We start from the raw sequence: 25,556 nt of genomic DNA, 5'->3' as shown, positions 1-25,556 counted from the left end.
TTATCTCCTCCATAGGGTCACAGGCATGCCCGACATATCGCTGACCACCCTGGTCCTCCTCTGCATCGCCGCCGCCGCGGCCGGATGGATCGACGCGGTCGTGGGCGGTGGCGGGCTGTTGCTGCTGCCCGCCCTGCTGATCGGGATGCCGAGCGTGCCCGCGGTGCACATCCTCGGGACGAACAAGGCCGTGGCCATCGTCGGAACCAGCGGTGCGGCCGTGACATACGTCCGCAAGGCCCGGGTGCAGGTGGGGACGGCCGTGCGGATCGGGCTCGCCGCACTCGCGGGCTCCATGGTCGGAGCCTTCTTCGCGGGGGGACTCAGCAGCGATGTGCTGCGCCCCCTGATCATGGTGGTGCTGCTGGGCGTCGCCGCGTTCGTGATGCTCCGCCCGTCGTTCGGCACCGCAGAGGACCGCGGCCCGGCCACCCGCGCCCGGGTCATCGCCGCGATCGTCCTCGTCGGCGGTGGAATCGGCTTCTACGACGGCCTCTTCGGGCCGGGCACCGGTACCTTCCTGGTCCTCGCGCTCACCGCGCTCCTCCATCTCGACCTGGTCACGGCATCCGCCACCGCCAAGATCGTCAACGTCGGCACCAATGCGGGCGCTCTCGCGATGTTCGCCTACCAGGGCAATGTCCTGTGGCAGCTGGCCGCAGTGATGGCGGTGTTCAACCTGGCGGGCGGCATGCTCGGTGCGCGCATGGCGCTGCGCAAGGGCGCGGAGTTCGTCCGCGGAGTCCTGCTCGTGGTCGTGTTCTCGCTGGTCGCCAAGCTCGCCTTCGACCAGTGGTCTGGCTGAGGGCCGTCCCGTGGTCCGCGGCGGCGCGACCCCGACCGTCCGATGGCGGGACCCCGGCCGTCCGATGGCCGCGTGCCGACCCACCGGGAGTTGCGGGACGGACCCACGGATCGATCCTCAAGCCGTGTGCCGGGCGTACCCGGGTGTCTCCGGCAAAGCGGCGGGAGGACCTGCGGGGCGCCGCGAGCCGGTGTCCCCTCCGGTCAGGGCACCGGGCCGGAGGCCGGGGGACGGGCCCGTTCCCGGGGCGGGGCGGGGCGGGCCGGCGGGCCTGCCGGACCGCGGGCGCCGATGAGATGTGCGTACGCCACCACATTGCCCCGGTAGCCGGATCTGCTGTCGAATCCGCCGCCGCAGGTGATCACACGGAGCTCCGCCCGGGACGAGGGCCCGTACACCTTTCCGTCCGGGAAGTCCTCGTTCTCGTACACCTCCACCGCGTCGACCGTGAACACCGCCGTGCGGCCGTCCTCGCGGAGGACCTCGATCCGGTGGCCCTTCCTCAGAGTGCCGAGGTGGTAGAAGACGGCCGGGCCCCGGGCGTTGTCCACATGACCGGCGACGATCGCGGTGCCCCGGGCGCCCGGCGCGGTGCCGTCCTCGTACCAGCCGGCCAGATTGCCGATCCCCGGAGGCGGTATTTCGAGGCTGTTGTCGGCGGCCAGGCCGAGCCCGGTCACCGGGGCGTCGACCCGTATCCGCGGTATACGGAAGCGGACGGGCGGGGACGGCGTCAGCGGGGCCGCCGCCGCTTCCGTGTGCCGGCCTGCGGCGAACGCCTCGGCGGCGGAAGGCGCGGGCGGTGTGATGTTCCTGGAACCGTTCTGCACCAGCCACAGGCCCGTGCATACGGCGACGGCCATCAGCAGTCCCCTGCCCCTGCTCCCGCCCCGGCTCCTGCCTCCGGGTGTGCCCTGCATCAGTGGTCCTCCGCAAGCCGGGGAATGGCTCCCCGCCCCCGTCAGCCGAACGCATGACGGGGGCGGGGACGGCGGTACGAGGACGGTGGAGGCCGAGCCCCGTCAGCTGTCCTGCGCGCCGCTCGCCCGACGGCGCAGGAACGACGCCCCGCCGGCGGCGGCCGCGGCCAGAACGGCCACTCCCGCCGCGATCTGGGTGGTGTCGGGCCCGACGCTGCCGCCGACGCCCGTCTTCACATGGCCGCTCGGCTGCTGCCCGTGGGACCGGACGATCAGGTCCCCGGTTGCCTCCTTGCCGTTGTCGCACAACAGGGCGATGCCGTAGTTCCCCGGCCTCGCCTTCTCCGGCACCTTGAAGCGGCCGGCCACGACTCCCTTGTCCTTGGACGGCGACACCTTGAAGTCCCCCGCTCCTATCGACTGTGCGTCACCCGTGGCGTGGGCGCCGTTGCCGCAGGCGGTGGACTTCACGGTGACGGTGGCACCGGGGGACACGGTCGAAGGCGTGATCTCCAGCGCCCCGATCTCCTCCGCGTGCGCCGACGGGACGGTGGTGAACGCTCCCAGACACACCGCGGCCGCCAGCGCATGGCCGGACCTGCCGGTCAGCAGGCAGCGGGCTGTGGTGTGCATGGTGTGTCCTCCGGGGGCGATGTCGTGCTCCTCACCTCAGAGATAAGAGCCAGTCCGTCGCACACGCCTGCTGATGGGCGATCAGATATTTCCCCGACGGGGGGCGCGATGCCCGGGCTGCGCCACGTCATCGCAGGTCACGGGGGGTGGGCTGGGCCTTCGGGTGTGGCATGCCGCCGGACGTGCCGATCGGGTGATGTTCCGTCCGGACGCGGCGTGTCGGTGCCTGTTCCGGCGGATCGCGTCGTACACGGGCTCCCGTTCCGGAGCGGCGCGTCCATCCGATTGCCAAGCCACCCGATTCCCGCCCGTGCACCCGACTTGCTCGACCGGCTCGCACGGCGGGGCACGGCGCTGCGGGAGGCAGAGGCCAGGTGCCCGTGCACGGGCCGATCGCCGCCCGCGTGGGCGCAGCCCTTAGGTTATGGACCGTACGAGTGAGGTCCCCAGTGAGGAGTGCTCATGACCGAGGCGACCCGGGCCCTGACGGTCCTGACCACCACCGACAGCGCTGCCAAGGCCGAGGCGCTGGCGCGGGGAGCGGTGGAGGCGCGACTGGTGGCGTGCGCACAGATCTCCGCGCCCGTCACCTCCGTGTACCACTGGCAGAACGCGATCGAGACGAGCCAGGAATGGCAGATCCTCTTCAAGACCACCGAGGCCTGCTACGACGCGCTGGAGGCGCACCTCCTGGCCCGCCACGACTACGAGACCCCGGAGATCATCGCGACACCGGTGGTGCGTGGGAGTGCCGGATACCTCGACTGGATCGCTGCCGCGACGACGGCACCGGCGAGTCCATGAGCGGGGCGGAAACCAGGCAGTTGCCGTTCTTCGTCTACGGCACCCTGCGCGCGGGGGAGCACAACCACGACCTGTTCCTGCGCGGGCGCACCTCCGCCGAGGAGCCGGCCCGGCTGCGGGGCGCGGTGCTGTACGACGGCCCGGGGTACCCGTACGCGGTCGAGGGCGACGGCACCGTGACCGGTGAACTCGTCACCGCGGCGCCGGGGCACTACCGCGAATTGACAGCGGTGCTGGACCACCTGGAGGAGTACTTCGGCCCGGGCGACCCGCGGAATCTGTACGTACGGGTGGCCCGGGAGGTCCACACGGCGAAGGGGGACGTGACGGCCTGGGTCTACGTGGCGGCGGAGACGAAGGCCGGGGAGCTGAGGGCGCGGGGAACGGTCATTGCCGGGGGCGACTGGTCGGCCGCCGGGTGAGGGGCATCAGCTCCCGGTGGCCTCCAGGCGCACCGCGCACACCTTGAACTCCGGCATGCGCGAGGTCGGATCGAGCGCCGGGTTGGTGAGGGTGTTGGCCCGTCCCTCACCCGGCCAGTGGAACGGCATGAAGACGGTGTCCGGCCGGATCGCGCTGGTCACCCGCGCCGGCGCGACCGCCCGCCCCCGCCGTGAGACGACGGCGACCTGCTCCCCGTCCGCCACACCGATCTGTGCTGCGAGACGCGGATGCAGCTCGACGAACGGCCCGGGCGCGGCGGCGTTCAGCTCGGGGACCCTGCGGGTCTGTGCCCCGGACTGGTACTGGGCCACGACCCGACCCGTCGTCAGCAGGACCGGGTACTCCGCTTCGGTCTCCTCGGCGGCCGGCCGGTGCACGACGGGCACGAACCGTGCCCGGCCGTCCGGAGTGGCGAACCGGTCCAGGAACAGCCGCGGTGTCCCGGGGTGTGCGACAGGCACGGGGCCGGTCCGGGTTCCGCTTCCCTCTCCTGGCGCGGAACCGGACTCCACCGCGGAACCGGACTCCACCGCGGAACCGGACTCCACCGCGGAACCGGAACCTGCCGTGGACGCCGCGGAACCGGACTCCGTCGCGGCCTCCTTCCCCCCGGCCGTTTCCGGGCACGGCCAGAAGACGCCGTTCTCCTCCTCCAGCCGCCGGTAGCTGATCCCCGAATAGTCCGCGGCCCCGCCCGCGGATGCCCGGCGCAGTTCCTCGAAGACCTCCTCCGGATCGGTCGGGAACCCCTTCTCGTGGCCCAGCAGTGCGGCAAGCCCGTGCAGGACCTGCAGATCGCTCCGCACCCCCTCCGGAGGGGTGATCGCGCGCCGCCGCAGCAGCACCCGGCCCTCCAGATTCGTCGTCGTTCCCGTCTCCTCCGCCCACTGGGTCACCGGGAACACCACATCCGCCAGCGCCGCCGTCTCGGACAGCACCACGTCGGCGACGGCGAGGAAGTCCAGGGCCCGGATCCGCTCCTCCACATGCGCGGCACGAGGCGCCGAGACCACCGGGTTGGACCCCATCAGCAGCAGGGCCTTCACATCCCGGCCGAGCGCGTCGAGCAGTTCGTACGCACTGCGGCCCGGCCCGGGCAGCGTGCCGGGGTCGATCCCCCACACCCCGGCCACATGTGCCCGGGCCGCCGGGTCGTCGAGCTTGCGGTAGCCGGGCAGCTGGTCGGCCTTCTGCCCGTGCTCCCTTCCGCCCTGCCCGTTGCCCTGACCGGTGAGGCATCCGTATCCGGACAGCGGCCGGCCGGCCTTCCCGGTCGCCAGGGCGAGGTTGATCCAGGCGCCGACCGTGTCCGTGCCCTTCGAGTGCTGCTCGGGTCCGCGGGCCGTGAGGACCATCGCGGAGGGCGCGTCGCAGAACATGCTCACCGCGGTGCGCAGCTGGGGCACACCGACCCCGGTGATCCGCTCGACCAGCTCGGGCCAGTGGGCCATCGCCGCGGCCCTGGTCTCCTCCCACCCGTTCGTGCGTTCCCGGATGAACTCCTCGTCCGTACGGCCCTGGGCCACCACGAGATGCAGCATCCCGAGCGCGAGTGCGAGGTCCGTCCCCGGCCGGGGTGCGAGATGCAGATCGGCCTGCTCGGCGGTCCTGGTACGGCGCGGGTCGACGACGATCAGAGTGCCGCCGTTCTCCTTCAGCTCGGTCAGATAGCGCAGCGCGGGCGGCATCGTCTCGGCGAGGTTCGATCCGACGAGGACGACGCACCCGGTGCGGGGAATGTCCTCCAGCGGGAAGGGCAGTCCCCGGTCGAGCCCGAAGGCCCTGTTGTGTGCGGCGGCGGCGGACGACATGCAGAAGCGGCCGTTGTAGTCGATCTGCGAGGTGCCGAGCACGACCCGGGCGAACTTCCCGAGCGCGTACGCCTTCTCGTTCGTCAGACCTCCGCCGCCGAACACCCCGACCGCGTCGGCGCCGTGGCCGGCCCGGACCCGCCCGAGCCCCTCGGCCGTGGCGCGGAGGGCCTCCTCCCAGGTGGCCGGTTCGAGCCTGCCTGTGGCGGGGCGCCGGACCAGGGGCCCGGTCAGCCGCACCTGGGAGGAGAGCACCGCGGGTGCCGTGCGGCCCTTGCCGCACAGGGCGCCCCGGTTCACGGGGAAGTCCGGACGCTCGACGACCTCGACGGATTCCGGTCCCCGGGCGCGCAGGTTCATGCCGCACTGCAGTGAGCAGTACGGGCAGTGGGTCGGAACGAGCGCGTCGGCCGGTGCAGGGGACATGGTGCCAGCGTGCACGGTCCGTGTTACGGCGACCGGCCCCCGGCATTACAGCCCCGGTACACCGGCCTCCCAGCGGCCCCCGGCCCGCGGTGAGCCGTTCAGGGCGTCGTGGTCGAGGCCAGCGCCTCGGTGACGCCGGGTTCCTGGCGCCCGAGGAACTGCGGGTCCGGTTCGAACGCCGCGTCCAGAGCGGCCTTCCCCGCGGCGAGGATCTCCCGCGTTCCGCCGTAGTACCAGGTCGCGTCGAGAGGCTCGGCGACCCCGACGCCGTACGACTCCACGTCGGCCGCGTCGCACAGCGCGACCGCGCGCTTGATGTGGAATCCCTGCGTCACCAGGACGGCCCGGTCGACCCCGAAGATCTTCTTCGCGCGTACGCACGAGTCCCAGGTGTCGAAACCGGCGTAGTCGCTGACGATGCGCCCGTCCGGCACCCCGCGTTCGGTGAGATACGTGCGCATCGCGTCCGGTTCGTCGTACTCGGCCCGGCTGTTGTCCCCGGTCACGAGCACGACCTTGACCTTGCCGGACCGGTACAGCTCGGCGGCCGTGTCGAGCCGATGCGCGAGGTACGGGGTCGGCCTGCCCTTCCACAGCCCGGCGCCGAAGACGATGGCGACGTCCTGCGCCGGGACGTCGGCGACGGTACGGACCCGGCTGTCGGCGGCGGCATGCATCCATGTCGCCGGCGCCAGCGCCAGTACGGATCCGAGCATCACGGCCTGCACGGCGCGGCGCCGCCCGCGCCGGGTTCTGGGCAGGAGCGTGAGCTTGCGCATGGGAATGAGTCCCCCTGATCCCTTGTGTCGTGCCCCGTGTCGTGCCCGACTCACCTCATGCGACGCCGATGGGGCGGAGTTGGTTCACTGGACCCTGCGGATGTGACCAGGAAGACTGTGCGCGGTACGGACGGGCCGCCGCCGGACTCCGGCCGGACCAAGGCCGTACGGGCGGGGCGGACGAGGCGTGCGTGCCGGTGGTGGCGTCCGACGGCCCCGGGCCCCGGAATTGGTGCGACTCCGGCCGACGGCTTCCGGCATGATTGGCTCATGATCGCTGAGTCTGCGCGGAACAATGCCGAATGGTGCGACACGATGTGCCGCGCGCACGGGATCCCCGGAGTGTTCGGCGAACGTGCCTGGACCAGCGAACGGCGCACCCCGCTGCTCTACCCGGACGCCGTCACCCTGTCCCCGGCCGCGACCGCGCGCGACGTGCTGGACGAGGTCGACCGCGCGGGCGGCTGCTCGGTCAAGGACAGCTTCGGGCACCTCGACCTCTCGGCGGACGGTTTCGACGTGCTCTTCGAGGCGCGCTGGATCCACCGCCCGGCCACCCTCGCGGCACCCGTCGCGCCCGACGACGTCGTCTGGCGGCCGGTCCGCACGGCCGGGAACCTCGCCGCCTGGGAGGCGGCCTGGTCCGACAGCGACGAGGACCTCGCCGGTATCTTCCGGCCCGAACTGCTCACCGAGCGTGCCACGACCGTCCTCGCAGGTACGACCGAGGACGGCACCCGCACGGTCGCCGGGGCAGTGGTGAGCCGCAGCGCCGCCGTCGTCGGCATCTCCAACCTCTTCGGTGCCGACGGTGACCTCGACAGCGCCTGGTCCGGCTGCCTCGCCGCGGTCGCCCGCCTCTGGCCCGGCATCCCGGTCGTCGGCTACGAGCACGGCGACTCCCTCACCGCGGCAGCGCACCTGGGCTGTGTGCCCGGCCCGGAGCTGCGCGTCTGGCTGGCGAGCTGACGCTCCCCCCGGGCCTGGGGGTCCGGGGCACGTGCGGCGCCCGGCACCAGTGAGCGGGCGTCGGCGGGCGGGGGCGGTGCGCCGGCCGCGGAGGGGGAGCCCGGGGCCCGCCCACGGCCGGAGACCATGGAGCCCCCCGCAGGCCCGGCCACGGTCGGCAGGCAGCGGTCGGAGCGGCGCGGGCCTCCTGCATCCGGGCCGCAAACCGGCGGCCACGGGGCCCGGCAGGGTGAGCGAGGAGCCGCCGGAGCGGTACACGGGGCGCGGCGTCCGGGCAACCCGACGGCTCTGTCCGGTCCGACCCGGTGAGCAGGGCCCCGGGCCGCAGCGGCCGGTGGGCCCGTCCGGTGCGCCACCCCGGTCGACCGGCTGACATCGCCCCCGGCGCACTGGTGAGGCGCTGGAAAACACCTGTCACCCCGGCGCAACGACATGGCAATCTCCGCCCGCCAGGATCGGTCCATGACGGCGTCGGCACACCCTCGCGAGTCCACGGCCCCGAACACGCTGCCCCTCGGCACCACCGCGGAGCTGCTCACGCGGATCACCGCGCAGCTCGGGGCGCAGCTCAGTCACGTCCAGCTCAACGGAGTGCGCAGGCCTATGAGTTCTCCCGCCACGACCACCGCAGGCCCGTCCCCGCACAGGACCGGGGGCCCCGCCACACCCGCATCGGTGCCCGCCCCGGCCCTGGTCGCCGTCGCGCACGGCAGCCGGGACCCGCGTGCCGTGCGCACCGTCGTCCGGCTGCTCGACCGGGTCCGGGAACTGCGTCCCTGCCTGGACGTGCGCCTCGGTCACATCGAGCTCGACGCGCCCCTGCTGCCCGACACCCTCGCCGGACTCGCCGGCCCCACGGCTCCGGGCGGGCACGACGCCGTCCTCGTGCCGCTTCTGCTCGGCCGTGGGTATCACGTCAAGCGGGACATACCGGCCGCCGTCGACGGTACGCCGGGGCTGCGGGCCCGGATCGCGAAGCCGCTCGGGCCGCATCCGCTGCTCGTCGAGGCGCTGTACGCACGGCTCGCCGAGGCCGGATGGCGCCCCGCGGACCACGGCAGCCGCAGCGCGGGCGTGGTGCTCGCTGCGGCCGGGTCGCGCGACCCGGATTCGGCCGCCGACGCCCGGCGTACCGCCGACATGCTGAGCGAACGGCTGGGCGGGGTGCCGGTCGTCCCGGCGTACACCTCCGCGGTCTCGCCCGGCGTGCCCGAGGCGGTGCGCGCGCTCTCGGCCCGTGGGAGGCACCGGGTGGCCGTCGCCTCGTACTTCACCGCGCCGGGGCGGTTCGCCTCCGCGGCCTCGGCCGCCGCTCCCTGGCTCGCGGCCGCCCCGCTCGGTGCGCACCCCGCGCTCGCACGGCTCGTTCTGCAGCGTTACGACGAGACGGTGGCCATGACGGCACGCGCGACCGTGGACCCGCGCCGGCTGATCACCGCCTGAGAGCCCGCCCGGGAATCCCGCGGAACCCCGCCGGGGAACCGCCCGAGAGGCACCCGAGAACTGTCGGAGAGCTGCCCGGGCACTGTTCGGGATCACCGCCTGAGCCACGCTGTAGGCGCCAGCGGTTACCGTCGGGGGCATGGAAGGCACCACTGGCACCACCATCGACCTCGGCGACTACGACGACGCGGCCACCGCGCGCTGGGCCGCCGAGCCCGACAAGCGCCCGGGCCGCACGGCCTTCCAGCGCGACCGCGCGCGCGTGCTGCACTCCGCCGCACTGCGCCGTCTCGCCGGCAAGACACAGGTAGTGACCCCCGGCTCGCGCAGCGCGGCCTGGGACCCCAGCCCGCGTACCCGGCTGACCCACTCCCTGGAGTGCGCCCAGGTGGGCCGTGAGCTGGGCGCGGCTCTCGGCTGTGACCCCGATCTGGTGGAAGCGGCTTGCCTCGCCCACGACATGGGCCATCCGCCCTTCGGCCACAACGGCGAGCAGGCCCTCAACGACGTCGCCAAGGACTGCGGGGGCTTCGAGGGCAATGCCCAGTCGCTGCGGCTGCTCACCCGCATCGAGCCCAAGCGGTTCGTCCATGCCCACGCCGTGGCCCCGGCCGCCGCCGGGGCGGGCGGCGAACTGGTCAGCGTCGGCCTCAACCTCACCCGGGCGACCCTCGACGCCGCGACCAAGTACCCCTGGGCACGCGGCGGTCACCCCACCGAGCCCGGCTCGCCCAAGTTCGGGGTGTACGAGGACGACCTCCCGGTCTTCGCCTGGGTCAGGGAAGGCGCCCCCGCCCATCGCAAGTGCTTCGAGGCACAGGTCATGGATTGGTCGGACGACGTGGCGTACTCGGTCCACGACTTCGAGGACGGACTCCACGCCGGTCACATCGACCCGAACGCGCTCCTGTCCGAGCACGAGCGCCAGGAGATCTGGAAGGTTGCCATCGGCCGCTACGTCCCCGAGGACACCGATCCGGGCGCACTCTCGGAGGCCCTCGACCGCCTCGTGGACGAGGAGTGGTGGCCGCACGGCTACGACGGCACCGCCGTCGCGCAGGCGCGTCTCAAGGACGCGACGAGCCAGCTCATCGGCCGGTTCTGTCTGGCCGCCGAGGCGGCGACACGGCAGGCCTACGGCACCGGCCGGCTCACCCGGTACGCCGCCGAGCTCGTCGTCCCGGACGAGGCCCACCTCGAATGCGCGGTTCTCAAGGCGGTCGCCGACCGCTATGTGATGCAGCGGGCCGAGCAGGAGGCACTCCGCGCCGAGCAGCGCATCGTCGTGGCCGAGCTCGCCGAGGCCCTGGCCGCGCGCGCCCCCGAGGGCCTGGACCCGCAGTTCCGCGCGCTGTTCGAAGCAGCGGCCGACGACCGGTCGCGCAAGCGCGTGATCATCGACCAGATCTCCTCGCTCACGGACGCCTCGGCCCGCACCCTGCACGCCCGCCTCACCGCGCGGCAGCGCTGAGCGGGCGTACGGCATGGCCTGATCCGACACGCCCACCGGGTCACCCCCTCTTCCCCCATCACGCTCCGTGCGGGACGCTCGCAGAAGGCGGCGTAGCGTGCTGTGTTGTCCGGGGGGACAACCCCCGGGTCCCCGGCAGTGAACAAGGAGGAGCGAAGTGGTCGACGCGCATCGGACATTCGTCATCGTGGGCGGGGGGCTCGCCGGGGCCAAGGCGGCGGAAACCCTCCGCGCCGAGGGATTCACCGGCAGGGTCATCCTGATCGGCGACGAACGCGACCACCCGTACGAACGCCCCCCGCTGTCCAAGGGCTATCTGTCAGGCAAGGAGGAGCGCGACAGCGTCTTCGTCCACGAGCCGGCCTGGTACGCCCAGAACGACGTCGAGCTGCACCTTGGCCAGCCCGTCACCTCCGTCGACCGCGCGGGGCGGTCCGTACGCCTCGGTGACGGCACCACCGTCCACTACGACAAGCTGCTGCTCGCCACCGGCGCCGAGCCGCGCCGGCTCGACATCCCCGGGACCGGACTGGCCGGTGTGCACCATCTGCGCCGGCTCGCCCATTCCGACCGGCTGCGGCAGGTCCTGGCCGGACTCGGTCGGGACAACGGCCACCTGGTGATCGCCGGAGCGGGCTGGATCGGCCTGGAGGTCGCCGCCGTCGCCCGCGGCTACGGTGCCGAGGTCACCGTCGTCGAGCCCGAGCCCACCCCGCTGCACCAGGTCATCGGCCCGGAACTCGGCCAGATCTTCGCCGATCTGCACCGTGAGCACGGCGTACGGTTCCACTTCGGCGCCCGCCTCACCGAGATCACCGGCCAGGACGGCATGGTCCTCGCCGCACGGACCGACGACGGCGAGGAGCACCCCGCCCACAGCGTCCTCGCGGCGATCGGCGCAGCCCCGCGCAGCGGGCTCGCCGAGGCGGCAGGGCTCGCCCTCGTCGACCGGGCCCACGGCGGGGGCGTCGCCGTCGACGCCTCGCTGCGCACCTCCGACCCCGACATCTACGCGGCCGGGGACGTGGCCGCGGTGCACCACCCGCTCCTCGACATCCGGCTCCGCGTCGAGCACTGGGCGAACGCGTTGAACGGCGGACCCGCCGCGGCCCGCGCCATGCTCGGCCAGGACGTCTCCTACGACCGCGTCCCGTACTTCTTCTCGGACCAGTACGACCTCGGCATGGAGTACTCGGGCTGGGCGCCGCCCGGCTCGTACGACCAGGTCGTCCTCCGCGGCGATGTGGGAAAGCGGCAGTTCATCGCGTTCTGGCTGAAGGAGCGGAAGGTTCTCGCCGGAATGAACGTCAATGTGTGGGACGTCACCGAGCCGATCCAGGAGCTGATCCGCTCCGGGGCCCCCGTGGACACCGACGCGCTCGCCGACCCCGCGACTCCGCTCGGCGCTGTCACCCGGGCACCTTAGGATTCACGTGTGGCAGGCAGGATCAATGACGACGACGTGAAGGCGGTACGGGACGCGGTCCCGATCGACTCCGTCGTGTCCGAGTACCTGCAGCTGCGCAATGCGGGCGGCGGCAACCTCAAGGGCCTGTGCCCCTTCCACGACGAGAAGTCCCCCTCCTTCCAGGTCAGTCCGGCCAAGGGACTCTTCCACTGCTTCGGCTGCCAGGAGGGCGGGGACACCCTCACCTTCGTGATGAAGGTCGACCACCTGTCCTTCTCCGAAGCGGTGGAGCGGCTCGCCGCCAAGGCCGGCATCACCCTGCGGTACGAGGAGGGCGGGTACAACCCGAGCCATCAGCGCGGTGAGCGCATCCGCCTGGTCGAGGCCCATCAGATCGCCGCGCGGTTCTACGCCGACCAGCTGGAGTCCGGCGCGGAGGCCGAGATCGGCCGCACGTTCCTCGCCGAGCGCGGCTTCGACCAGGCCGCCGCGCAGCACTTCGGCGTGGGGTACAGCCCGGCGGGCTGGGACCACCTCACCCGCTTTCTGCGCGGAAAGGGCTTCTCCGACAAGGAGCTCGTCCTCTCCGGGCTCTCCCAGGAGGGCCGCCGCGGCCCCATCGACCGGTTCCGTGGCCGGCTGATGTGGCCCATTCGCGATATATCTGGCGATGTCGTCGGCTTCGGTGCGCGCAGGCTCCGCGACGACGACAACGGCCCGAAGTATCTGAACACCCCCGATACGGCGATCTACAAGAAGTCCCAGGTGCTCTACGGGATCGACCTGGCGAAGAAGGAGATCGCCAAGTCGAGCCGGGCCGTGGTCGTCGAGGGCTACACGGATGTGATGGCCTGCCATCTCGCCGGGGTGCCGACGGCCATCGCCACCTGCGGCACGGCCTTCGGCGGCGAGCACATCAAGATCCTCAGGCGGCTGCTGATGGACAACGGAAGCGCCAGGGTGATCTTCACCTTCGACGGTGACGCAGCCGGACAGAAGGCCGCACTGCGGGCCTTCGAGGACGACCAGAAGTTCGCCGCCGAGACGTTCATCGCGATCGCGCCGGACGGGATGGACCCGTGCGAACTGCGCCTCGCGAAGGGCGACGAGGCGGTGCGCGAGCTGGCCGAGCCGCGCAACCAGCTCTTCGAGTTCGCGATCCGGCAGATCGTGAAGAACTACGACCTGGAAACCCCTGTCGGCCGGGCCGCCGCCCTCGACGAGGCCGCCCCGATCGTCGCCCGGATCAAGAACAGCGCGTCGCAGCACGAGGTCGCCGTCCAGCTCGCGGGCCTGCTCGGCATCCTCGACACACAGTTCGTGGTGAAGCGCGTCGCCCAGCTCGCGCGGTGGGCACGGGACCGGGGGAGCGGTGGCCAGGGCCAGGGCGGTCCCGGCCAGGGGCGTGCCCAGGGCCGTCAGGCGCCGTCGTATGACTCCCGGCCTCCTGCGGCTCCCAGCGGCCCCGCGCTCAACCTCCGCAGCCCCGCCCACCGCACCGAGCGCGAGCTGCTCAAGCTGGCCCTCCAGCACCCGGAGCTGGTCTCCCCGGCCTTCGACGCCTACGGCGCGGACGAGTTCACCGCCCCGCCCTACGCCGCCGTGCGCCAGGCCATCGTGGATGCGGGCGGCGCCGAGCAGGGTGTCCCCGACGGACCCGGCTATCTCGCCCGGGTGCGCGAGGCTGCTCCCGACGACACCGTCCGCGCGATGGTCACCGAACTCGCGGTGGAGGCCGTCCATGCCCGCACGGTGGACGAGACCTATGCGGGCGTACAGCTCGTCCAGGTCCGCCTCCGGGCGGTCGACCGCCGCATCCGGGAGGTCCAGGGCACCCTCGCCCGCCTCGGCTCCCACGGCGACCCGGAGCACCTCGCCGCAGTGCAGAACGAACTGTGGGTGCTCCAGCAGTACGGGCAGTCGCTGCGCAACAGGGGCATGGACGCGCTCTAGGACGTATCCGCGCAGCGTCGTCCGCCCGAAGGCCGGAGCCCGGTCCAAGCGGCGCCGCCGGCGCTCCCTCCCCGGCTCGCCCGGGGCCCTGGCGGGCACCGGCCCGAGCACCCGCGTGTCCGGCCCGCCTGACCGGACCCCGGGAGCCGAGTCGGGCTCCCGGATCCCCTCCGGCTCCGGTCCCGTAACCGCACGGACTCAAAAAGTCACCGCACGCCCCTCGTGGCAGTGATGTGTCGTACCCCACACTGGGGTGCGGTGCCTGAGTCCTCGGAGCGCGGCCGGCCCACGGAAACTGGGCCACTCACCCCCGCGGATCCGCTCAATGTGTACGGGACGGACAGCGGCCCGGCCGCCGTCCCCGTCCCGCTGCCGCCTGCCCCCCAACCGGCAGTGCCCACCCTGGAGGCCGCCACCGTGCAGACCCAGACCCTGACAGAGGCAGATCCGGTCACGGCCGTACCACCGCAGAGCCGGGCCGCTCACCACCCCGAGAACGAGCCGCCGCCGGCCGCGAAGCCGGAGGCGTACGAGATTCCCGAGCCACCCGAGCCGCCTGCGCGGATCGACCAGCAGAGCGGCGTGCCTTCCTCCGACCTCTTCCGGCAGTACCTCCGGGAGATCGGCCGCATACCCCTTCTCACCGCCGCAGAGGAGGTGGAGCTCGCCCGCCGAGTCGAGGCGGGCCTCTTCGCCGAGGAGAAACTCGGCAGCACCCCGGACCTCGACTCGCAGCTCGCCCTCGACCTCGACAAGCTCGTCGTCATGGGCCGGATGGCCAAGCGCCGTCTCATCGAGGCCAATCTCCGCCTGGTCGTCTCGGTCGCCAAGCGGTACGTCGGCCGCGGGCTGACCATGCTCGACCTCGTCCAGGAGGGCAATCTGGGGCTGATCCGGGCGGTCGAGAAGTTCGACTACGCCCGCGGCTACAAGTTCTCGACCTACGCGACCTGGTGGATCCGCCAGGCCATGTCCAGGGCACTCGCCGACCAGGCCAGGACCATCCGCGTCCCCGTCCATGTCGTCGAGCTGATCAACCGCGTCGTCAGGGTCCAGCGCCGCATGCTCCAGGAACGCGGCTACGAACCGACCGCCGAAGAGGTGGCCGCCCAGCTCGACCTCGCCCCCGGCCGGGTCGGCGAAGTCCTGCGGCTCGCCCAGGAACCGGTGTCGCTGCACGCCCCCGTCGGTGAGGAGGACGATGTCGCACTCGGCGACCTCATCGAGGACGGCGACGCCGCATCGCCGGTGGAGTCGGCGGCTTTCCTCCTGCTCCGCGAGCATCTCGAAGCCGTCCTGTCCACCCTCGGCGAGCGCGAGCGCAAAGTCGTCCAGCTCCGCTACGGGCTGGCCGACGGGCGGCCCCGCACCCTGGAGGAGATCGGACGCATCTTCGGCGTGACGCGCGAACGCATCCGCCAGATCGAGTCCAAGACCCTCAACAAGCTGCGGGACCACGCCTTCGCGGACCAGCTGCGCGGCTACCTGGACTGAGCGTCGCCACCCGGCGCCGGCTCGGAGCCTTCCGGGGAGCCCGCGGCCTGCCCCTGCCGCTTCGTACGGGCTTCGACAACGGCGCCGACGGCGGCACCGAAGGCCATCCCCAGACCGATGCCCAGTCCCACGTTGTCGACGGCGTACCCGAACGAGACCCCGAAGACCATGCCCAGCGACATCCCCGTCGCCGTGGTCGTGCCCGCCGGATTGCGGTCCTTGCCCGCTGGTGCCCGGTCCTCGACGCCCAACTCCTCGCCCATGTCCCCGTTCCTCCCCGTGGTCCGCGTGATCGCGGTCCTGCGAACGGCCCTTCCGTCCGCAGGCATGCCGTCCGCATCAGTCGATCTCGGCGACCGCCTGCGCGAACTGCGCCGAATAGAGCCGTGCGTACGCACCCTCTGCGAGCAGCAGTTCCTCGTGCGTGCCCTGTTCGACGATGGAGCCATTCTCCATCACCAAGATCACGTCCGCGTCCCGGATCGTGGAGAGCCGGTGCGCGATCACGAAAGACGTACGGCCGTGGGCGAGCCGCGCCATCGCCTTCTGGATCAGTACTTCGGTGCGGGTGTCGACCGAACTCGTCGCCTCGTCGAGCACCAGGATCACAGGGTCGGACAGAAACGCCCGCGCGATGGTGATCAGCTGCTTCTCGCCGGCACTGACGCCCGAGCCCTCGTCGTCGATGACGGTGTCGTACCCGTCGGGCAGGGTGCGGATGAACCGGTCGGCGTGCGCGGCGCGCGCAGCCGCCTCGATCTCCTCCCGCGAGACCTCACGGGAGGTGCCGTAGGCGATGTTCTCGGCGATCGTGCCGCCGAACAGCCAGGTGTCCTGGAGCACCATGCCGATGCCCGACCGCAGTTCGTCCCGCGACATCGTGGCGGCGTCGACGCCGTCGAGGGCGATCCGGCCACCCGTGACCTCGTAGAACCGCATCAGCAGATTGACCAGCGTGGTCTTGCCCGCACCCGTCGGGCCGACGATCGCGACCGTGTGGCCCGGCTCGACGGCCAGCGACAGGTCCTCGATGAGCGGCTTCTCGGGGTCGTAGCGGAACGACACCTTCTCCAGCGACACCGCCCCGCGCAGCATCTCGGGCCGGGTCCCGTGCACCGGGTCCGGCTGCTGCTCGTCCGCGTCCAGCAGCTCGAAGATCCGCTCGGCCGAAGCGACCCCGGACTGCACCAGGTTCGCCATCGACGCGACCTGGGTCAGCGGCATCGAGAACTGCCGCGAATACTGGATGAAGGCCTGCACATCGCCGATCGAGAGCGTGCCCGACGCGACCCGCAGCCCGCCGACCACGGCCACCAGCACATAGTTGAGGTTCGAGATGAAGAACATCAGCGGCTGCATGATCCCGCTGTTGAACTGGGCCCGGAACCCGGCCTCGTAGAGCGCCTCGTTCTGCTCGGCGAAGTCCTTCGCCGACTCCTCCTGGCGCCCGAAGACCTTCACCAGCGCATGGCCGGTGTACATCTCCTCGACATGGGCGTTGAGCCGCCCCGTGGACTTCCACTGCTGCACGAACTGCGGCTGTGAGCGCTTGCCCACCTTCGCCGCCACGTACACGGACAGCGGCACCGTGACCAGGGCGACCAGCGCCAGCAGCGGCGAGATCCAGAACATCATCGCCAGCACACCGACGATGGTCAGCAGTGAGTTGATCAGCTGGCCCATCGACTGCTGCATGGTCTGCGAGATGTTGTCGATGTCATTGGTCGCGCGGCTGAGCACCTCACCGCGCTTGGCCCTGTCGAAGTACGACAGCGGCAGCCGCGACAGCTTCGTCTGGACGTCCTCACGCATCCGGTACACGGTCCGGTTGATCACCCGGATCGACATCCGGGTCGACACCAGCATCAGCAGCCCGGCCGCGACGTAGACGGCGAGCGCCACCAGCAGGACGTTCCCGACCGCGGTGAAGTCGATGCCCTGTCCCGGGGTGAAGGCGACCCCGGACAGCATGTCGGCGAGCCCGCCGTCGCCCTTCGCGCGCAGGCCCTCGATGGCCTGCTCCTTGGTCATCCCGTCCCGCATCTCCCGCCCGACGACCCCCGCGAAGACGAGGTCCGTCGCCTGGCCGAGGATCTTCGGCCCGACCACCGCGAGCGCCACGCTCAGCACACCGGCGGAGAGCATCACCCACAGGGTGCGCCGTTCCGGTGCGAGCTGGGCGAGCAGCCGCTTGCCCGAGCCCTTGAAGTCCATGGACCGCTCGCCGGAGCCGCCCATCATCATGCGTCCGCCAGGACCCGCCATCAGGCAGCCTCCGCCTCGGTCAGCTGGGAGAGCACGATCTCCCGGTAGGTCTCATTGCTCTCCATCAGCTCGTGATGGCGGCCCGTGCCCACGACACGGCCCTCGTCGAGGACCACGATCCGGTCGGCATCACGGATGGTCGACACCCGCTGCGCGACGATCACGACGGTCGACTCGGCCGTCTCGAGGGTCAGCGCCCCGCGCAGCGCCGCGTCCGTCGCATAGTCCAGTGCCGAGAAGGAATCGTCGAAGAGATAGATCTCCGGCCGCTGCACCAGCGTCCGGGCTATCGCGAGCCGCTGGCGCTGACCGCCCGACACATTGGTGCCGCCCTGCGCGACCGGCGCGTTCAGTCCGCCCTCGAGGTCCCGCACGAAGTCGGCTGCCTGCGCCACCTCCAGCGCGTGCCACAGCTCCTCGTCCGTGGCATCGGGATTTCCGTACCTCAGATTCGTGGCGACGGTGCCGGAGAACAGATACGGCTTCTGCGGCACGAGCCCGACGGTGCGCGCCATCAGCACCGGATCCAGCTCCCGTACGTCGACGCCGTCGACGAGCACCTCACCGCCGGTGACGTCGAACAGCCGCGGGACGAGCCCGAGCAGCGTCGACTTGCCGCTGCCTGTCGACCCGATGATCGCGGTGGTCTCACCCGGCCGGGCCACCAGCTCCACGTCCCGGAGCACGGGCTCCTCCGCACCCGGATAGCGGAAGTGCGCGCCCTTCACCTCGAGATGGCCGCGGCGCAGCAGCTCCCGTACCGGCCGCGACGGCGGTACGACGCTGGACTCCGTGCCCAGGACCTCCTCGATCCGCTCGGCGCAGACCTCCGCGCGCGGCACCATCATGAACATGAAGGTGGCCATCATCACGGCCATCACGATCTGCATCAGATAGGCGAGGAACGCGGTGAGCGCGCCGATCTCCATCCCGCCGCTGTCGATGCGATGCGCACCGAACCAGACGACCGCGATGCTCGACACGTTCACGACCGTCATGACGGTCGGGAACATCAGTGCCATGAGCCGGCCGGTCGACATGGAGACTTCGGTCAGCTCCGTGTTGGCTCCACGGAACCGTTCCTCCTCGTAGGCGTCCTTCACGAACGCCCTGATCACGCGGTTTCCGGTGATCTGCTCGCGCAGCACCCGGTTCACCGTGTCGAGGCGTTCCTGCATGGTCCGGAACAGCGGGCGCATCTTCTTCACGATCAGCGACACGGCGATGCCGAGTACCGGCACGACCGCCAGCAGCACCGCCGACAGAGGCACATCCAGGCCGAGGGCCAGCACGATGCCGCCGACGCACATGATCGGTGCGGAGACCATCAGCGTGAACGCCATCAGCACCAGCATCTGGACCTGCTGGACGTCGTTGGTCGTCCGGGTGATGAGTGAAGGTGCGCCGAACTGCCCGACCTCACGCGCCGAGAACGACTGCACCCGGTCGAAGACGGCGGCCCGCAGGTCCCGGCCGAGGGCGGCCGCGGTCCTGGCGCCGTAGTAGACGGCCCCGATGTTGCACACCACCTGGACGACACTGACGCCGATCATCAGCGCCCCGAACGCCAGGATGTACCCGGTGTCACCCTTGACGACACCGTTGTCAATGATGTCCGCGTTCAAGGTGGGCAGATAGAGGGTGGCGCTGGTCTGGAGCAGTTGCAGCACCACCAGCAGGGCAAGCGGTTTCCGATACGGACGCAGGAACGTCCGGAGCAGTCTTATGAGCACGCGTCGTCTCTCGGTCGGCCGGGGCGGCACTGGGTCGTGGAGTCGCCCCAATACTCCGACACGCGGCCCCCGGGTGCCCAAAGGTTTTCGCCAAACCCAGGTCAAGAACGCGCTCCTGGCACGGGGCCACGGCACACGGCCCACGGCACCGCGCCCGCGGCACCCCGCCCGGCCGGGCCTACGGCACCTGAGTCCTCGGTACCTGGCCCCGTGACAACGGACTCCGTGACGCAGGACCGCATGACAACGGGATCCGTGACACCGGACTCACGGCGTCGGCGCCCATGGCGCCGGGTTCCTGCAACGGGCCCATCGCGCCGCGTTCACTGCGACGGGCTCACATCGAAGGGCCGAACGCCCCCGGATGGATCTCGTCCCGCGTCGAGGCGTACTGCTGTCGCACCGCCTGGCCCACCGCCAGCTCGTCACCCGGCTCGAAGACCTGCGCCGCCGCACCCTGCCAGATCGGCGGGGTGTGCGGTGCGAGCGTGCCCTGTGCCACGCCGAGCGCCCACGCGGCCTGCCGGGCGGCGCCCAGAGCCGCATAGTCGGCGGGCTGGGGCACGACGACCTGCGCGCCGAAGATCGCCGGCGCCGACACCTGCACCGCGGGCAGCTCGGCGGCATGCCCCAGCAGGAACACCCGGCGCACGCTCACGCCCCGTCCGCGCAGCACGTCCAGGGCATCCGCGAGCCCGCAGAGCATGCCCTCGAACGCCGCTCGCGCCAGATGCTCACGCTTCATCGACTCACGGCGCAGACCGGACAGAGTGCCGGCCGTGTGCGGAAGGTGCGGGGTGCGCTCGCCCTCCAGATAGGGCAGCAGGACGAGCCCGGAGGCGCCCGGTGTCGACTTCAGCGCGAGCGCGGACAACTCCGTGAGGTCCTCCGTGCCCAGCAGCTCGCCGGTGCCGCGCAGGGTGCGCACGGCGTTGAGGGTATGGACGACCGGCAGATGCATTCCGGTGGCGTCCGCGAAGGAGGTGATCATTCCGGAGGGGTCGGCGAGCGCCTCGTGATGCACGGCCATCACGGACCCGGAGGCACCCAGCGACACCACCGCGTCGCCGACGCCGAGGCCGAGCCCGAACGCGGCGGCCATGGTCTCGCCGGTGCCCGCGGAGATCAGCAGTCCTTCCGGAGTGGTGCCTGCCGCATCGGACGGGCCGAGCACCTCGGGCAGCGCGGCACGGTGGCCCAGGGCGAGCTCCACCAGATCGGGGCGGTACGAGCCCGTGCCCGCCGACCAGTACCCGGTCGCCGAAGCCGCGCCCCGGTCCGTCGTCCGGCGCGCGGGCCTGCCCAGCAGCTGCCACACGAGCCAGTCGTGCGGCTGCATCACAAAGGCGGTGCGCTTGGCGGTCTCGGGCTCACTCCGTGCCAGCCAGCGCAGCTTGGCCACGGGCAGTCCGGACTGCGGTACGCATCCGACGGCCTCGGCCCATGCCTGACGACCGCCGAACGACTCGACCAGATCCGCCGCCGCGACCTGTGCCCGCTTGTCGTTCCCGACGAGCGCCGCCCGCAGCGGGGCCCCGGTCGCGTCGAGCGGGACCAGCCCGTACTGCTGCGCGGACACGCCGATGGCCTGGACACCCTCGAGGAGTCCCCCGGCCGCGGCCTCGCCCAGCGACAGCAGCCAGGCCTGCGGATCGACGTCGCTCGCCTTCGCCTCGACCGGATGTGGCGCGTACCCCTGGCGCAGCACGGCACCCGTGTCCGTGTCGCAGACGACGATGCGAGTGAAGGCGGACGAACTGTCCAGCCCGGCGACTATCCCCATGCCGTCAGATTCTGCCGCACTCCGGGGCCTGATACGGCCCTGGCCCGGCCAAATGGCTGCCCTCGCCCGTCCACCCGCCCGGTCGGCCACAGTGCGGGCCGGGTGGGCGGGCCGACGGGATCGGGGCCGCAGCCCGTGCTCCCGGGGGCCTGCGCACTCCTGGCCGCGCCGCCGGAACCGGCCGCGCGGGCCGCCCGGACACATGAGCCCGGGCGGCCCGCGCCGGGCCGGGCTGGATCACGTATTGGTCGTACCCCAGTCGTCCTCGCCGCTCTGACTGCGCTCCCGCAGCGACCGCACCCGCGCGGCCACCGAGTCGGGCACACGGTCCGAGACCTTGTCGCTCACGGCGTGGTAGGCCTTGCCCGCCACCTCGCGGCCCGTCTGTGCGGCGGACTCCGCGGCGTTGCGCACGGCGGGGTTCTGCTTGAACTCCCGTGCGGACTTCTTCAGCTGCTCGTAACGCTCGCGCCCGGCACGGGTGCCGAGCACGTAACCGAGGGCCAGTCCGGCGACGAACGTGAGCCGGTATCGCATCGCTGCCACCCTTCCCCTGCGTCGTCCCCGACGCCGGGATCTGAGGTCACGAGGTCACGGGGGGAACCGATTGGCGGAGCACCCCCCTGCTTGCGCTAATGTATGTGTCGCAGCGAGCGAGCGCCGCCCGGGAAGCCCGAGGTAGGTACGTTCGATGCACACGCAGCAATCCCCTGTAGCTCAATTGGCAGAGCAGCCGGCTGTTAACCGGCAGGTTACTGGTTCGAGTCCAGTCGGGGGAGCGCGATCCCCTGTAGCTCAATTGGCAGAGCATTCGGCTGTTAACCGGAGGGTTGCTGGTTCGAGTCCAGCCGGGGGAGCGACAGCGGAAGAGGACCCCTAGGGGTCCTTTTTCATGTGTTCCCCGGCTTCCGGAACCGCGCAGGCGGCAGCGCAGTCCTCATGGTCATGGCGTTGCCGACCATCCGAAGCAGGAGATCGTATGAGCGGCTATGCTGCGGCAGACGGCGCGCACAAATGTGCGCGACGCGCCGTTAGGGGCGGTAGCTCAGCCGGTTAGAGCAGCGGACTCATAATCCGTCGGCCGTGGGTTCGAGTCCCACCCGCCCCACCGAGCGCCGCAGGTGCAGAATCGATCTGACCTGCGGCTTTGTCGGTTCAACGGGTGCCTGAGGGTCCCGGGTCGCTCCCATCGATCATGTTGTCGGGATCGTGAGGACGGAATCGGGGAGACGCCGATTCACGGCAGATCCGACGTGCGGCGCATGTGGCGCCGGAGGCCCCGGTCCCTGGTGGTCGAGCAGGTCGTGCGACGACCGGTCCCGCCCGTGCAGGCCGCCTCTCGGGTCCCCTGGTGCGGTTCGGACGCGTCGTCAGGGGGCCGCCTGCGGCGTCTGCCTGCTGGTCCTGGCTGAACTGTGCAGGCCGAGGAGCGGGTCGGGGCGAGGAGGGTCGGGCGAGCGGGGATCGCGGACCGGCTGCCGGCCTCGAGGCCGGTCGACGTGCTCGACGGCGGTGAGGCCGCCGGTGTGGCCGATCCGTACGGAGCGGAGGGTGGTTGGAGGGGCGGAGGGTCCCGGGGCCGCCACCGCGGACCCGGTCTCCTGACTCGACCGGGGCTCGGACACGCGGGTCCGGCAGGAGGTGCCCTCGCGGGGCTTCGAGGTACGTTCGGTGACGACGCGGGCGGCGGCGCCGCCCAGCCCCCTGAGGAGACCGGGGTGAGGGCATGCCGCACGGGGCCTTGACCCGCCGGTCCGACGGCGCGGTCAGGTGGGCGGTCGCGCCATTCGTCGATCCCGTCACGGGCCGCGGCACGGGGCGTGTCGTCCCGGCGGACCGGCACGCCGCCTCCGTGACGACGGCACTGCGTGGGGCGTGGCCGGAGCCGCAGGCAGGCATCCGCGTCCCGACCCTGCGTGGCAGCCGGACATGACCGGACACCGCCCCGTCGGCGCCGACGGTCCGAGCGGCCCGCACGAGCCGGAGTCGCAGGAGGTGTACGGCGAGGCCCGCTGGCCGATGGCCGGAGCCGTCGTCGCCGCCATGGCGCTGCTCCTGCTGATGCCCGACGACCTGCGCCTGGGGCCCCGCTGGCTGCTCCCGTTCGTCGAAGGACTGCTTCTGGTGACGCTGATCGTGGGCGACCCGGGCCGCATCGACCGTCGCTCGACCGTTCTGCGCGCAGTGTCGATCGCCCTGGTCGGTGTGCTGGCCGTCAGTGCGATCTGGTCGACCGTCCGGTTGGTCGACGACCTCATCCACGGTGGGGCCGAGACGAGTTCCGCCACCGGCCTGCTGCAGGCCGGCGGCGTCGTCTGGGCCTCCACCGTCCTCGCCTTCTCCCTGCTGTACTTCGAACTCGACAGCGGCGGAGCCGCCGCCCGGGCCCACCACATGCCCGCCACCCCCGAACTCGCCTTCCCCCAGCAGCTCAACCCCGAACTGAGCGCCGCGCACTGGCGCCCCCGATACGTGGACTACCTCTATCTCGGGCTCACCAACTCCACCGCCTTCAGCCCCACCGACGTCATGCCGCTGGCCCCCTGGGCCAAGATCGCCATGGCCGTCCAGTCCCTCATCTCCCTGCTCATCCTGGGACTCGTGATCGCCCGGGCCGTGAACGTCCTCGGCTGAGGACCGGCCCCGCGCACCACCGGGGGTCTGCCGGGTCCAGGAGACGTGCCCGATCACCGCCGATCACCGAGCGCGCCCCCTGGTCCGACGTGGTCCGGCGGGATCGTAGGCTCTGGGCATGGCGGGTACACAGTCGCGTGGGGCGGAGCGGGGGCCGGGGCGGCCGCGGGAGGAGCGGGTCACCGGGGCGGTCCTGAACGCGGTCGTCGACCTGGTCACCGAACAGGGGATCGGGAGCGTCACGATGGATGCCGTCGCCGCACGGGCCGGGGTGAGCAAGCCCGCCATCTACCGGCGCTGGCCCACCAAGCAGGACCTGATCATCGCCGCTGCCGAGACGCGTGTCGGCGCCCTGTCCGTGCCGGATCTGGGCGACTTCCGCGAGGAGCTCCGTCTGGTGCTCACCACTCGTCTGGAGGCGTACCGGCTGCCGGGCTCGGACCGGCTGATCGCGGGCCTGATCGGTGCGGCGGCCGAGACGGGCGCGGTGCGGGGCCAGTACGCGGAGTACACCGAGCGGATCACGAGCGAGACCAGGCGCATCCTGGAACGCGGGATCACTCGCGGTGAGGTGCGGCCCGACACCGATGTCCGGGCCGCGGCGACCCTGGTGGCCGCACCGCTGCTCTTCCGGCTGATCGTCGAGCAGGAACTGCCCGACGCCGCGCTGGTGGACACGCTGGTGGACCTCGTCAGCCGCGCCGTCCGTTCGGCTGCCTGAGCGGTTTTCCCGCGCCGGATCTCCGGCTCGATTTTTGACGCCCACGACCCTTGCCGTCGCACACCCTAATAACGATACTTCCGGTAACGATTTTCCGGCCCCCGTTACGGAGGACTCATGGACAGCGTCGTCACCGCCCCCGCCCCCACGCTCGACAAGCCCCTGATGCACTACGGGAAGCGCACGCTCGAGCGCATCGCGCCCGGTATGCCCCAGCCCGACTACCGGCTCCTGGACATCTGTCCGCTCACCCCGCACATCGGCGCCGAGATCGAAGGCGTCGACCTCTCGCTCCCGATCGGGGCGGACCTCGCGGACGAGATCAGGCAGGCCCTGCTGGAGTGGAAGGTGCTGTTCTTCCGCGAGCAGCAGGCCTTCGACCCGCAGTCCCAGCTCGCCTTCGCCGGCCTGTGGGGCGAGCCGGAGCCCAACCCCTTCTTCCCCAAGGGCGACACCGTCGGCGTCTCCCGCCTGGCCAAGGACGCGATGGCCATCGGCACCGAGAACATCTGGCACAGCGACCACTCGTTCATGGCCGCGCCGGCACTCGGCTCCGTCCTGCGCGCCGTCGAGGTCCCGGCCGCGGGCGGCGACACCATGTGGGCGGACATGTCGGCCGCGTACGACAACCTCTCCGAGGCCATGAAGGCCCGCATCGAGAACCTCACCGCTGTGCACGACTGGGTGCCCAGCTGGGGCTGCCTGATGACCGAGAGCCAGATCGCCGCGCACCGCGAGAACCTGCCGGCCGTCGAGCACCCCGTGGTCGTCCGCCACCCGCGCACCGGCCGCAAGCTCCTCTACGTCAACGAGCCCTTCACGATCCGGATCGTCGGACTCTCCGACCCCGAGAGCCGTGAACTGCTCGACGAGCTCGTCCTCCAGGCCCGGATCCCCGAGTACCAGGTGCGCTTCCGCTGGCAGCCGGGCTCCGTCGCGATCTGGGACAACATCGCCACCCAGCACTACGCGATCAGCGACTACTTCCCGCAGCGCCGTGTCATGGAGCGCATCGCGATCGCCGGCGTCCCGCTCTCCTGAACGGGCACCGGACTCCCCT

At 71.6% G+C, this 25,556-nt stretch carries 21 protein-coding genes and 3 tRNA genes; 15 read left to right on the top strand and 9 right to left on the bottom strand.

Going from position 1 to position 25,556, the window contains the following annotated elements; genetic code table 11:
* Window positions 1–25 precede the first annotated feature (25 nt).
* Complete coding sequence (locus AC068D_RS06195) at window positions 26–805, top strand: sulfite exporter TauE/SafE family protein (protein ID WP_478821768.1); 780 nt, start codon at window positions 26–28, stop codon at window positions 803–805.
* A gap of 203 nt (window positions 806–1,008) precedes the next feature.
* On the opposite strand, the gene AC068D_RS06190 is transcribed toward AC068D_RS06195, so the two are convergent.
* The gene (locus AC068D_RS06190; RefSeq protein WP_478821767.1) at window positions 1,009–1,668 is read right to left on the bottom strand and encodes a class F sortase; all 660 of its coding nucleotides are present in this window, start codon (window positions 1,666–1,668) and stop codon (window positions 1,009–1,011) included.
* A gap of 159 nt (window positions 1,669–1,827) precedes the next feature.
* The gene (locus tag AC068D_RS06185) at window positions 1,828–2,358 is read right to left on the bottom strand and encodes a hypothetical protein (protein ID WP_478821766.1); all 531 of its coding nucleotides are present in this window, start codon (window positions 2,356–2,358) and stop codon (window positions 1,828–1,830) included.
* 462 nt (window positions 2,359–2,820) lie between these two features.
* Here AC068D_RS06185 and cutA point away from each other — a divergent pair, with 462 nt between their 5' ends.
* Both cutA and AC068D_RS06175 read left to right on the top strand, forming a co-directional pair.
* Window positions 2,821–3,162, top strand: coding sequence for a divalent-cation tolerance protein CutA (gene cutA / locus AC068D_RS06180; RefSeq protein WP_478821765.1), 342 nt, complete (start codon window positions 2,821–2,823; stop codon window positions 3,160–3,162).
* Complete coding sequence (locus tag AC068D_RS06175) at window positions 3,159–3,584, top strand: gamma-glutamylcyclotransferase family protein (RefSeq protein WP_478821764.1); 426 nt, start codon at window positions 3,159–3,161, stop codon at window positions 3,582–3,584. Before cutA ends, AC068D_RS06175 begins: the two co-directional genes overlap by 4 nt.
* Window positions 3,585–3,590: 6 nt before the next feature.
* Here AC068D_RS06175 and AC068D_RS06170 read toward each other — a convergent pair whose 3' ends face one another.
* Window positions 3,591–5,843 carry a molybdopterin oxidoreductase family protein gene (locus tag AC068D_RS06170; RefSeq protein ID WP_478821763.1) on the bottom strand — a complete coding sequence of 751 codons (2,253 nt, stop codon included), beginning with the start codon at window positions 5,841–5,843 and terminating at the stop codon, window positions 3,591–3,593.
* Window positions 5,844–5,941: 98 nt separating this feature from the next.
* Complete coding sequence (locus AC068D_RS06165) at window positions 5,942–6,622, bottom strand: SanA/YdcF family protein (protein ID WP_478821762.1); 681 nt, start codon at window positions 6,620–6,622, stop codon at window positions 5,942–5,944.
* A 270-nt stretch (window positions 6,623–6,892) separates the two neighbouring features.
* Between AC068D_RS06165 and AC068D_RS06160 the strand changes: the two genes are divergently transcribed.
* The 6 genes from AC068D_RS06160 to AC068D_RS06135 all read left to right on the top strand — a co-directional run bounded on the left by AC068D_RS06160 (window position 6,893) and on the right by AC068D_RS06135 (window position 15,360).
* A complete protein-coding gene (locus AC068D_RS06160) occupies window positions 6,893–7,591 on the top strand; it encodes a hypothetical protein (RefSeq protein ID WP_478821761.1) in 699 nt (232 codons plus the stop codon).
* 462 nt (window positions 7,592–8,053) lie between these two features.
* Window positions 8,054–9,034: a sirohydrochlorin chelatase gene (locus tag AC068D_RS06155; RefSeq protein WP_478821760.1), complete on the top strand. Its 981-nt coding sequence runs from the start codon at window positions 8,054–8,056 to the stop codon at window positions 9,032–9,034.
* Window positions 9,035–9,173: 139 nt separating this feature from the next.
* On the top strand, window positions 9,174–10,505 hold the full coding sequence (locus tag AC068D_RS06150; protein WP_478821759.1) for a deoxyguanosinetriphosphate triphosphohydrolase: 1,332 nt from the start codon (window positions 9,174–9,176) through the stop codon (window positions 10,503–10,505).
* 157 nt (window positions 10,506–10,662) lie between these two features.
* The gene (locus AC068D_RS06145) at window positions 10,663–11,931 is read left to right on the top strand and encodes an NAD(P)/FAD-dependent oxidoreductase (RefSeq protein WP_478821758.1); all 1,269 of its coding nucleotides are present in this window, start codon (window positions 10,663–10,665) and stop codon (window positions 11,929–11,931) included.
* 9 nt (window positions 11,932–11,940) lie between these two features.
* On the top strand, window positions 11,941–13,866 hold the full coding sequence (dnaG, locus tag AC068D_RS06140) for a DNA primase (protein ID WP_478821757.1): 1,926 nt from the start codon (window positions 11,941–11,943) through the stop codon (window positions 13,864–13,866).
* Between the two features lie 258 nt (window positions 13,867–14,124).
* Complete coding sequence (locus AC068D_RS06135) at window positions 14,125–15,360, top strand: RNA polymerase sigma factor (protein WP_478821756.1); 1,236 nt, start codon at window positions 14,125–14,127, stop codon at window positions 15,358–15,360.
* On the opposite strand, the gene AC068D_RS06130 is transcribed toward AC068D_RS06135, so the two are convergent.
* The 5 genes from AC068D_RS06130 to AC068D_RS06110 all read right to left on the bottom strand — a co-directional run bounded on the left by AC068D_RS06130 (window position 15,348) and on the right by AC068D_RS06110 (window position 21,678).
* Window positions 15,348–15,623: a glycine zipper domain-containing protein gene (locus AC068D_RS06130; protein ID WP_478821755.1), complete on the bottom strand. Its 276-nt coding sequence runs from the start codon at window positions 15,621–15,623 to the stop codon at window positions 15,348–15,350. The genes AC068D_RS06135 and AC068D_RS06130 overlap by 13 nt on opposite strands.
* A 76-nt stretch (window positions 15,624–15,699) precedes the next feature.
* On the bottom strand, window positions 15,700–17,625 hold the full coding sequence (locus AC068D_RS06125) for an ABC transporter ATP-binding protein (protein WP_478821754.1): 1,926 nt from the start codon (window positions 17,623–17,625) through the stop codon (window positions 15,700–15,702).
* The gene (locus tag AC068D_RS06120) at window positions 17,625–19,358 is read right to left on the bottom strand and encodes an ABC transporter ATP-binding protein (protein ID WP_478821753.1); all 1,734 of its coding nucleotides are present in this window, start codon (window positions 19,356–19,358) and stop codon (window positions 17,625–17,627) included. Before AC068D_RS06120 ends, AC068D_RS06125 begins: the two co-directional genes overlap by 1 nt.
* Window positions 19,359–19,695: 337 nt before the next feature.
* Entirely contained in the window at window positions 19,696–21,141 is a 1,446-nt protein-coding gene (locus tag AC068D_RS06115) for an FGGY family carbohydrate kinase (RefSeq protein WP_478821752.1), read from the bottom strand.
* Between the two features lie 237 nt (window positions 21,142–21,378).
* Window positions 21,379–21,678 carry a YtxH domain-containing protein gene (locus tag AC068D_RS06110; RefSeq protein WP_478821751.1) on the bottom strand — a complete coding sequence of 100 codons (300 nt, stop codon included), beginning with the start codon at window positions 21,676–21,678 and terminating at the stop codon, window positions 21,379–21,381.
* A gap of 169 nt (window positions 21,679–21,847) precedes the next feature.
* On the opposite strand from AC068D_RS06110, the gene AC068D_RS06105 reads away from it, so the two are divergent.
* From AC068D_RS06105 to AC068D_RS06080, 6 genes are all read left to right on the top strand, one after another.
* A tRNA-Asn gene (locus AC068D_RS06105) sits at window positions 21,848–21,920 on the top strand.
* 5 nt (window positions 21,921–21,925) lie between these two features.
* Window positions 21,926–21,998, top strand: a tRNA-Asn gene (locus AC068D_RS06100).
* Window positions 21,999–22,175: 177 nt separating this feature from the next.
* Window positions 22,176–22,249, top strand: a tRNA-Ile gene (locus tag AC068D_RS06095).
* An 821-nt stretch (window positions 22,250–23,070) separates the two neighbouring features.
* On the top strand, window positions 23,071–23,775 hold the full coding sequence (locus AC068D_RS06090) for a hypothetical protein (RefSeq protein WP_478821750.1): 705 nt from the start codon (window positions 23,071–23,073) through the stop codon (window positions 23,773–23,775).
* Window positions 23,776–23,893: 118 nt separating this feature from the next.
* Window positions 23,894–24,496 (top strand): TetR/AcrR family transcriptional regulator, encoded by a 603-nt coding sequence (locus AC068D_RS06085; RefSeq protein ID WP_478821749.1) that lies wholly within the window; start codon window positions 23,894–23,896, stop codon window positions 24,494–24,496.
* Between the two features lie 117 nt (window positions 24,497–24,613).
* Window positions 24,614–25,537, top strand: a complete 924-nt coding sequence (locus AC068D_RS06080; RefSeq protein WP_478821748.1) for a TauD/TfdA dioxygenase family protein — start codon at window positions 24,614–24,616, stop codon at window positions 25,535–25,537.
* Window positions 25,538–25,556 lie beyond the last annotated feature (19 nt).

This window comes from Streptomyces sp. NPDC043861, assembly GCF_056435905.1.
This window is presented reverse-complemented; position numbering and strand designations above follow the sequence as displayed.

What these genes read in the sequence shown, in the direction of transcription:
- AC068D_RS06090 (WP_478821750.1), top strand. Translation starts at nt 23,071, where the DNA reads ATGACCGGACACCGCCCCGTCGGCGCCGACGGTCCGAGCGGCCCGCAC.
- AC068D_RS06080 (WP_478821748.1), top strand. Translation starts at nt 24,614, where the DNA reads ATGGACAGCGTCGTCACCGCCCCCGCCCCCACGCTCGACAAGCCCCTG.
- AC068D_RS06125 (WP_478821754.1), bottom strand. Translation starts at nt 17,625, where the DNA reads ATGGCGGGTCCTGGCGGACGCATGATGATGGGCGGCTCCGGCGAGCGG.
- AC068D_RS06170 (WP_478821763.1), bottom strand. Translation starts at nt 5,843, where the DNA reads ATGTCCCCTGCACCGGCCGACGCGCTCGTTCCGACCCACTGCCCGTAC.
- AC068D_RS06160 (WP_478821761.1), top strand. Translation starts at nt 6,893, where the DNA reads ATGATCGCTGAGTCTGCGCGGAACAATGCCGAATGGTGCGACACGATG.
- AC068D_RS06195 (WP_478821768.1), top strand. Translation starts at nt 26, where the DNA reads ATGCCCGACATATCGCTGACCACCCTGGTCCTCCTCTGCATCGCCGCC.
- AC068D_RS06110 (WP_478821751.1), bottom strand. Translation starts at nt 21,678, where the DNA reads ATGCGATACCGGCTCACGTTCGTCGCCGGACTGGCCCTCGGTTACGTG.
- cutA (WP_478821765.1), top strand. Translation starts at nt 2,821, where the DNA reads ATGACCGAGGCGACCCGGGCCCTGACGGTCCTGACCACCACCGACAGC.
- AC068D_RS06175 (WP_478821764.1), top strand. Translation starts at nt 3,159, where the DNA reads ATGAGCGGGGCGGAAACCAGGCAGTTGCCGTTCTTCGTCTACGGCACC.
- AC068D_RS06085 (WP_478821749.1), top strand. Translation starts at nt 23,894, where the DNA reads ATGGCGGGTACACAGTCGCGTGGGGCGGAGCGGGGGCCGGGGCGGCCG.
- AC068D_RS06165 (WP_478821762.1), bottom strand. Translation starts at nt 6,622, where the DNA reads ATGCGCAAGCTCACGCTCCTGCCCAGAACCCGGCGCGGGCGGCGCCGC.
- AC068D_RS06155 (WP_478821760.1), top strand. Translation starts at nt 8,054, where the DNA reads ATGACGGCGTCGGCACACCCTCGCGAGTCCACGGCCCCGAACACGCTG.
- AC068D_RS06185 (WP_478821766.1), bottom strand. Translation starts at nt 2,358, where the DNA reads ATGCACACCACAGCCCGCTGCCTGCTGACCGGCAGGTCCGGCCATGCG.
- AC068D_RS06190 (WP_478821767.1), bottom strand. Translation starts at nt 1,668, where the DNA reads ATGGCCGTCGCCGTATGCACGGGCCTGTGGCTGGTGCAGAACGGTTCC.
- AC068D_RS06115 (WP_478821752.1), bottom strand. Translation starts at nt 21,141, where the DNA reads ATGGGGATAGTCGCCGGGCTGGACAGTTCGTCCGCCTTCACTCGCATC.
- AC068D_RS06150 (WP_478821759.1), top strand. Translation starts at nt 9,174, where the DNA reads ATGGAAGGCACCACTGGCACCACCATCGACCTCGGCGACTACGACGAC.
- AC068D_RS06130 (WP_478821755.1), bottom strand. Translation starts at nt 15,623, where the DNA reads ATGGGCGAGGAGTTGGGCGTCGAGGACCGGGCACCAGCGGGCAAGGAC.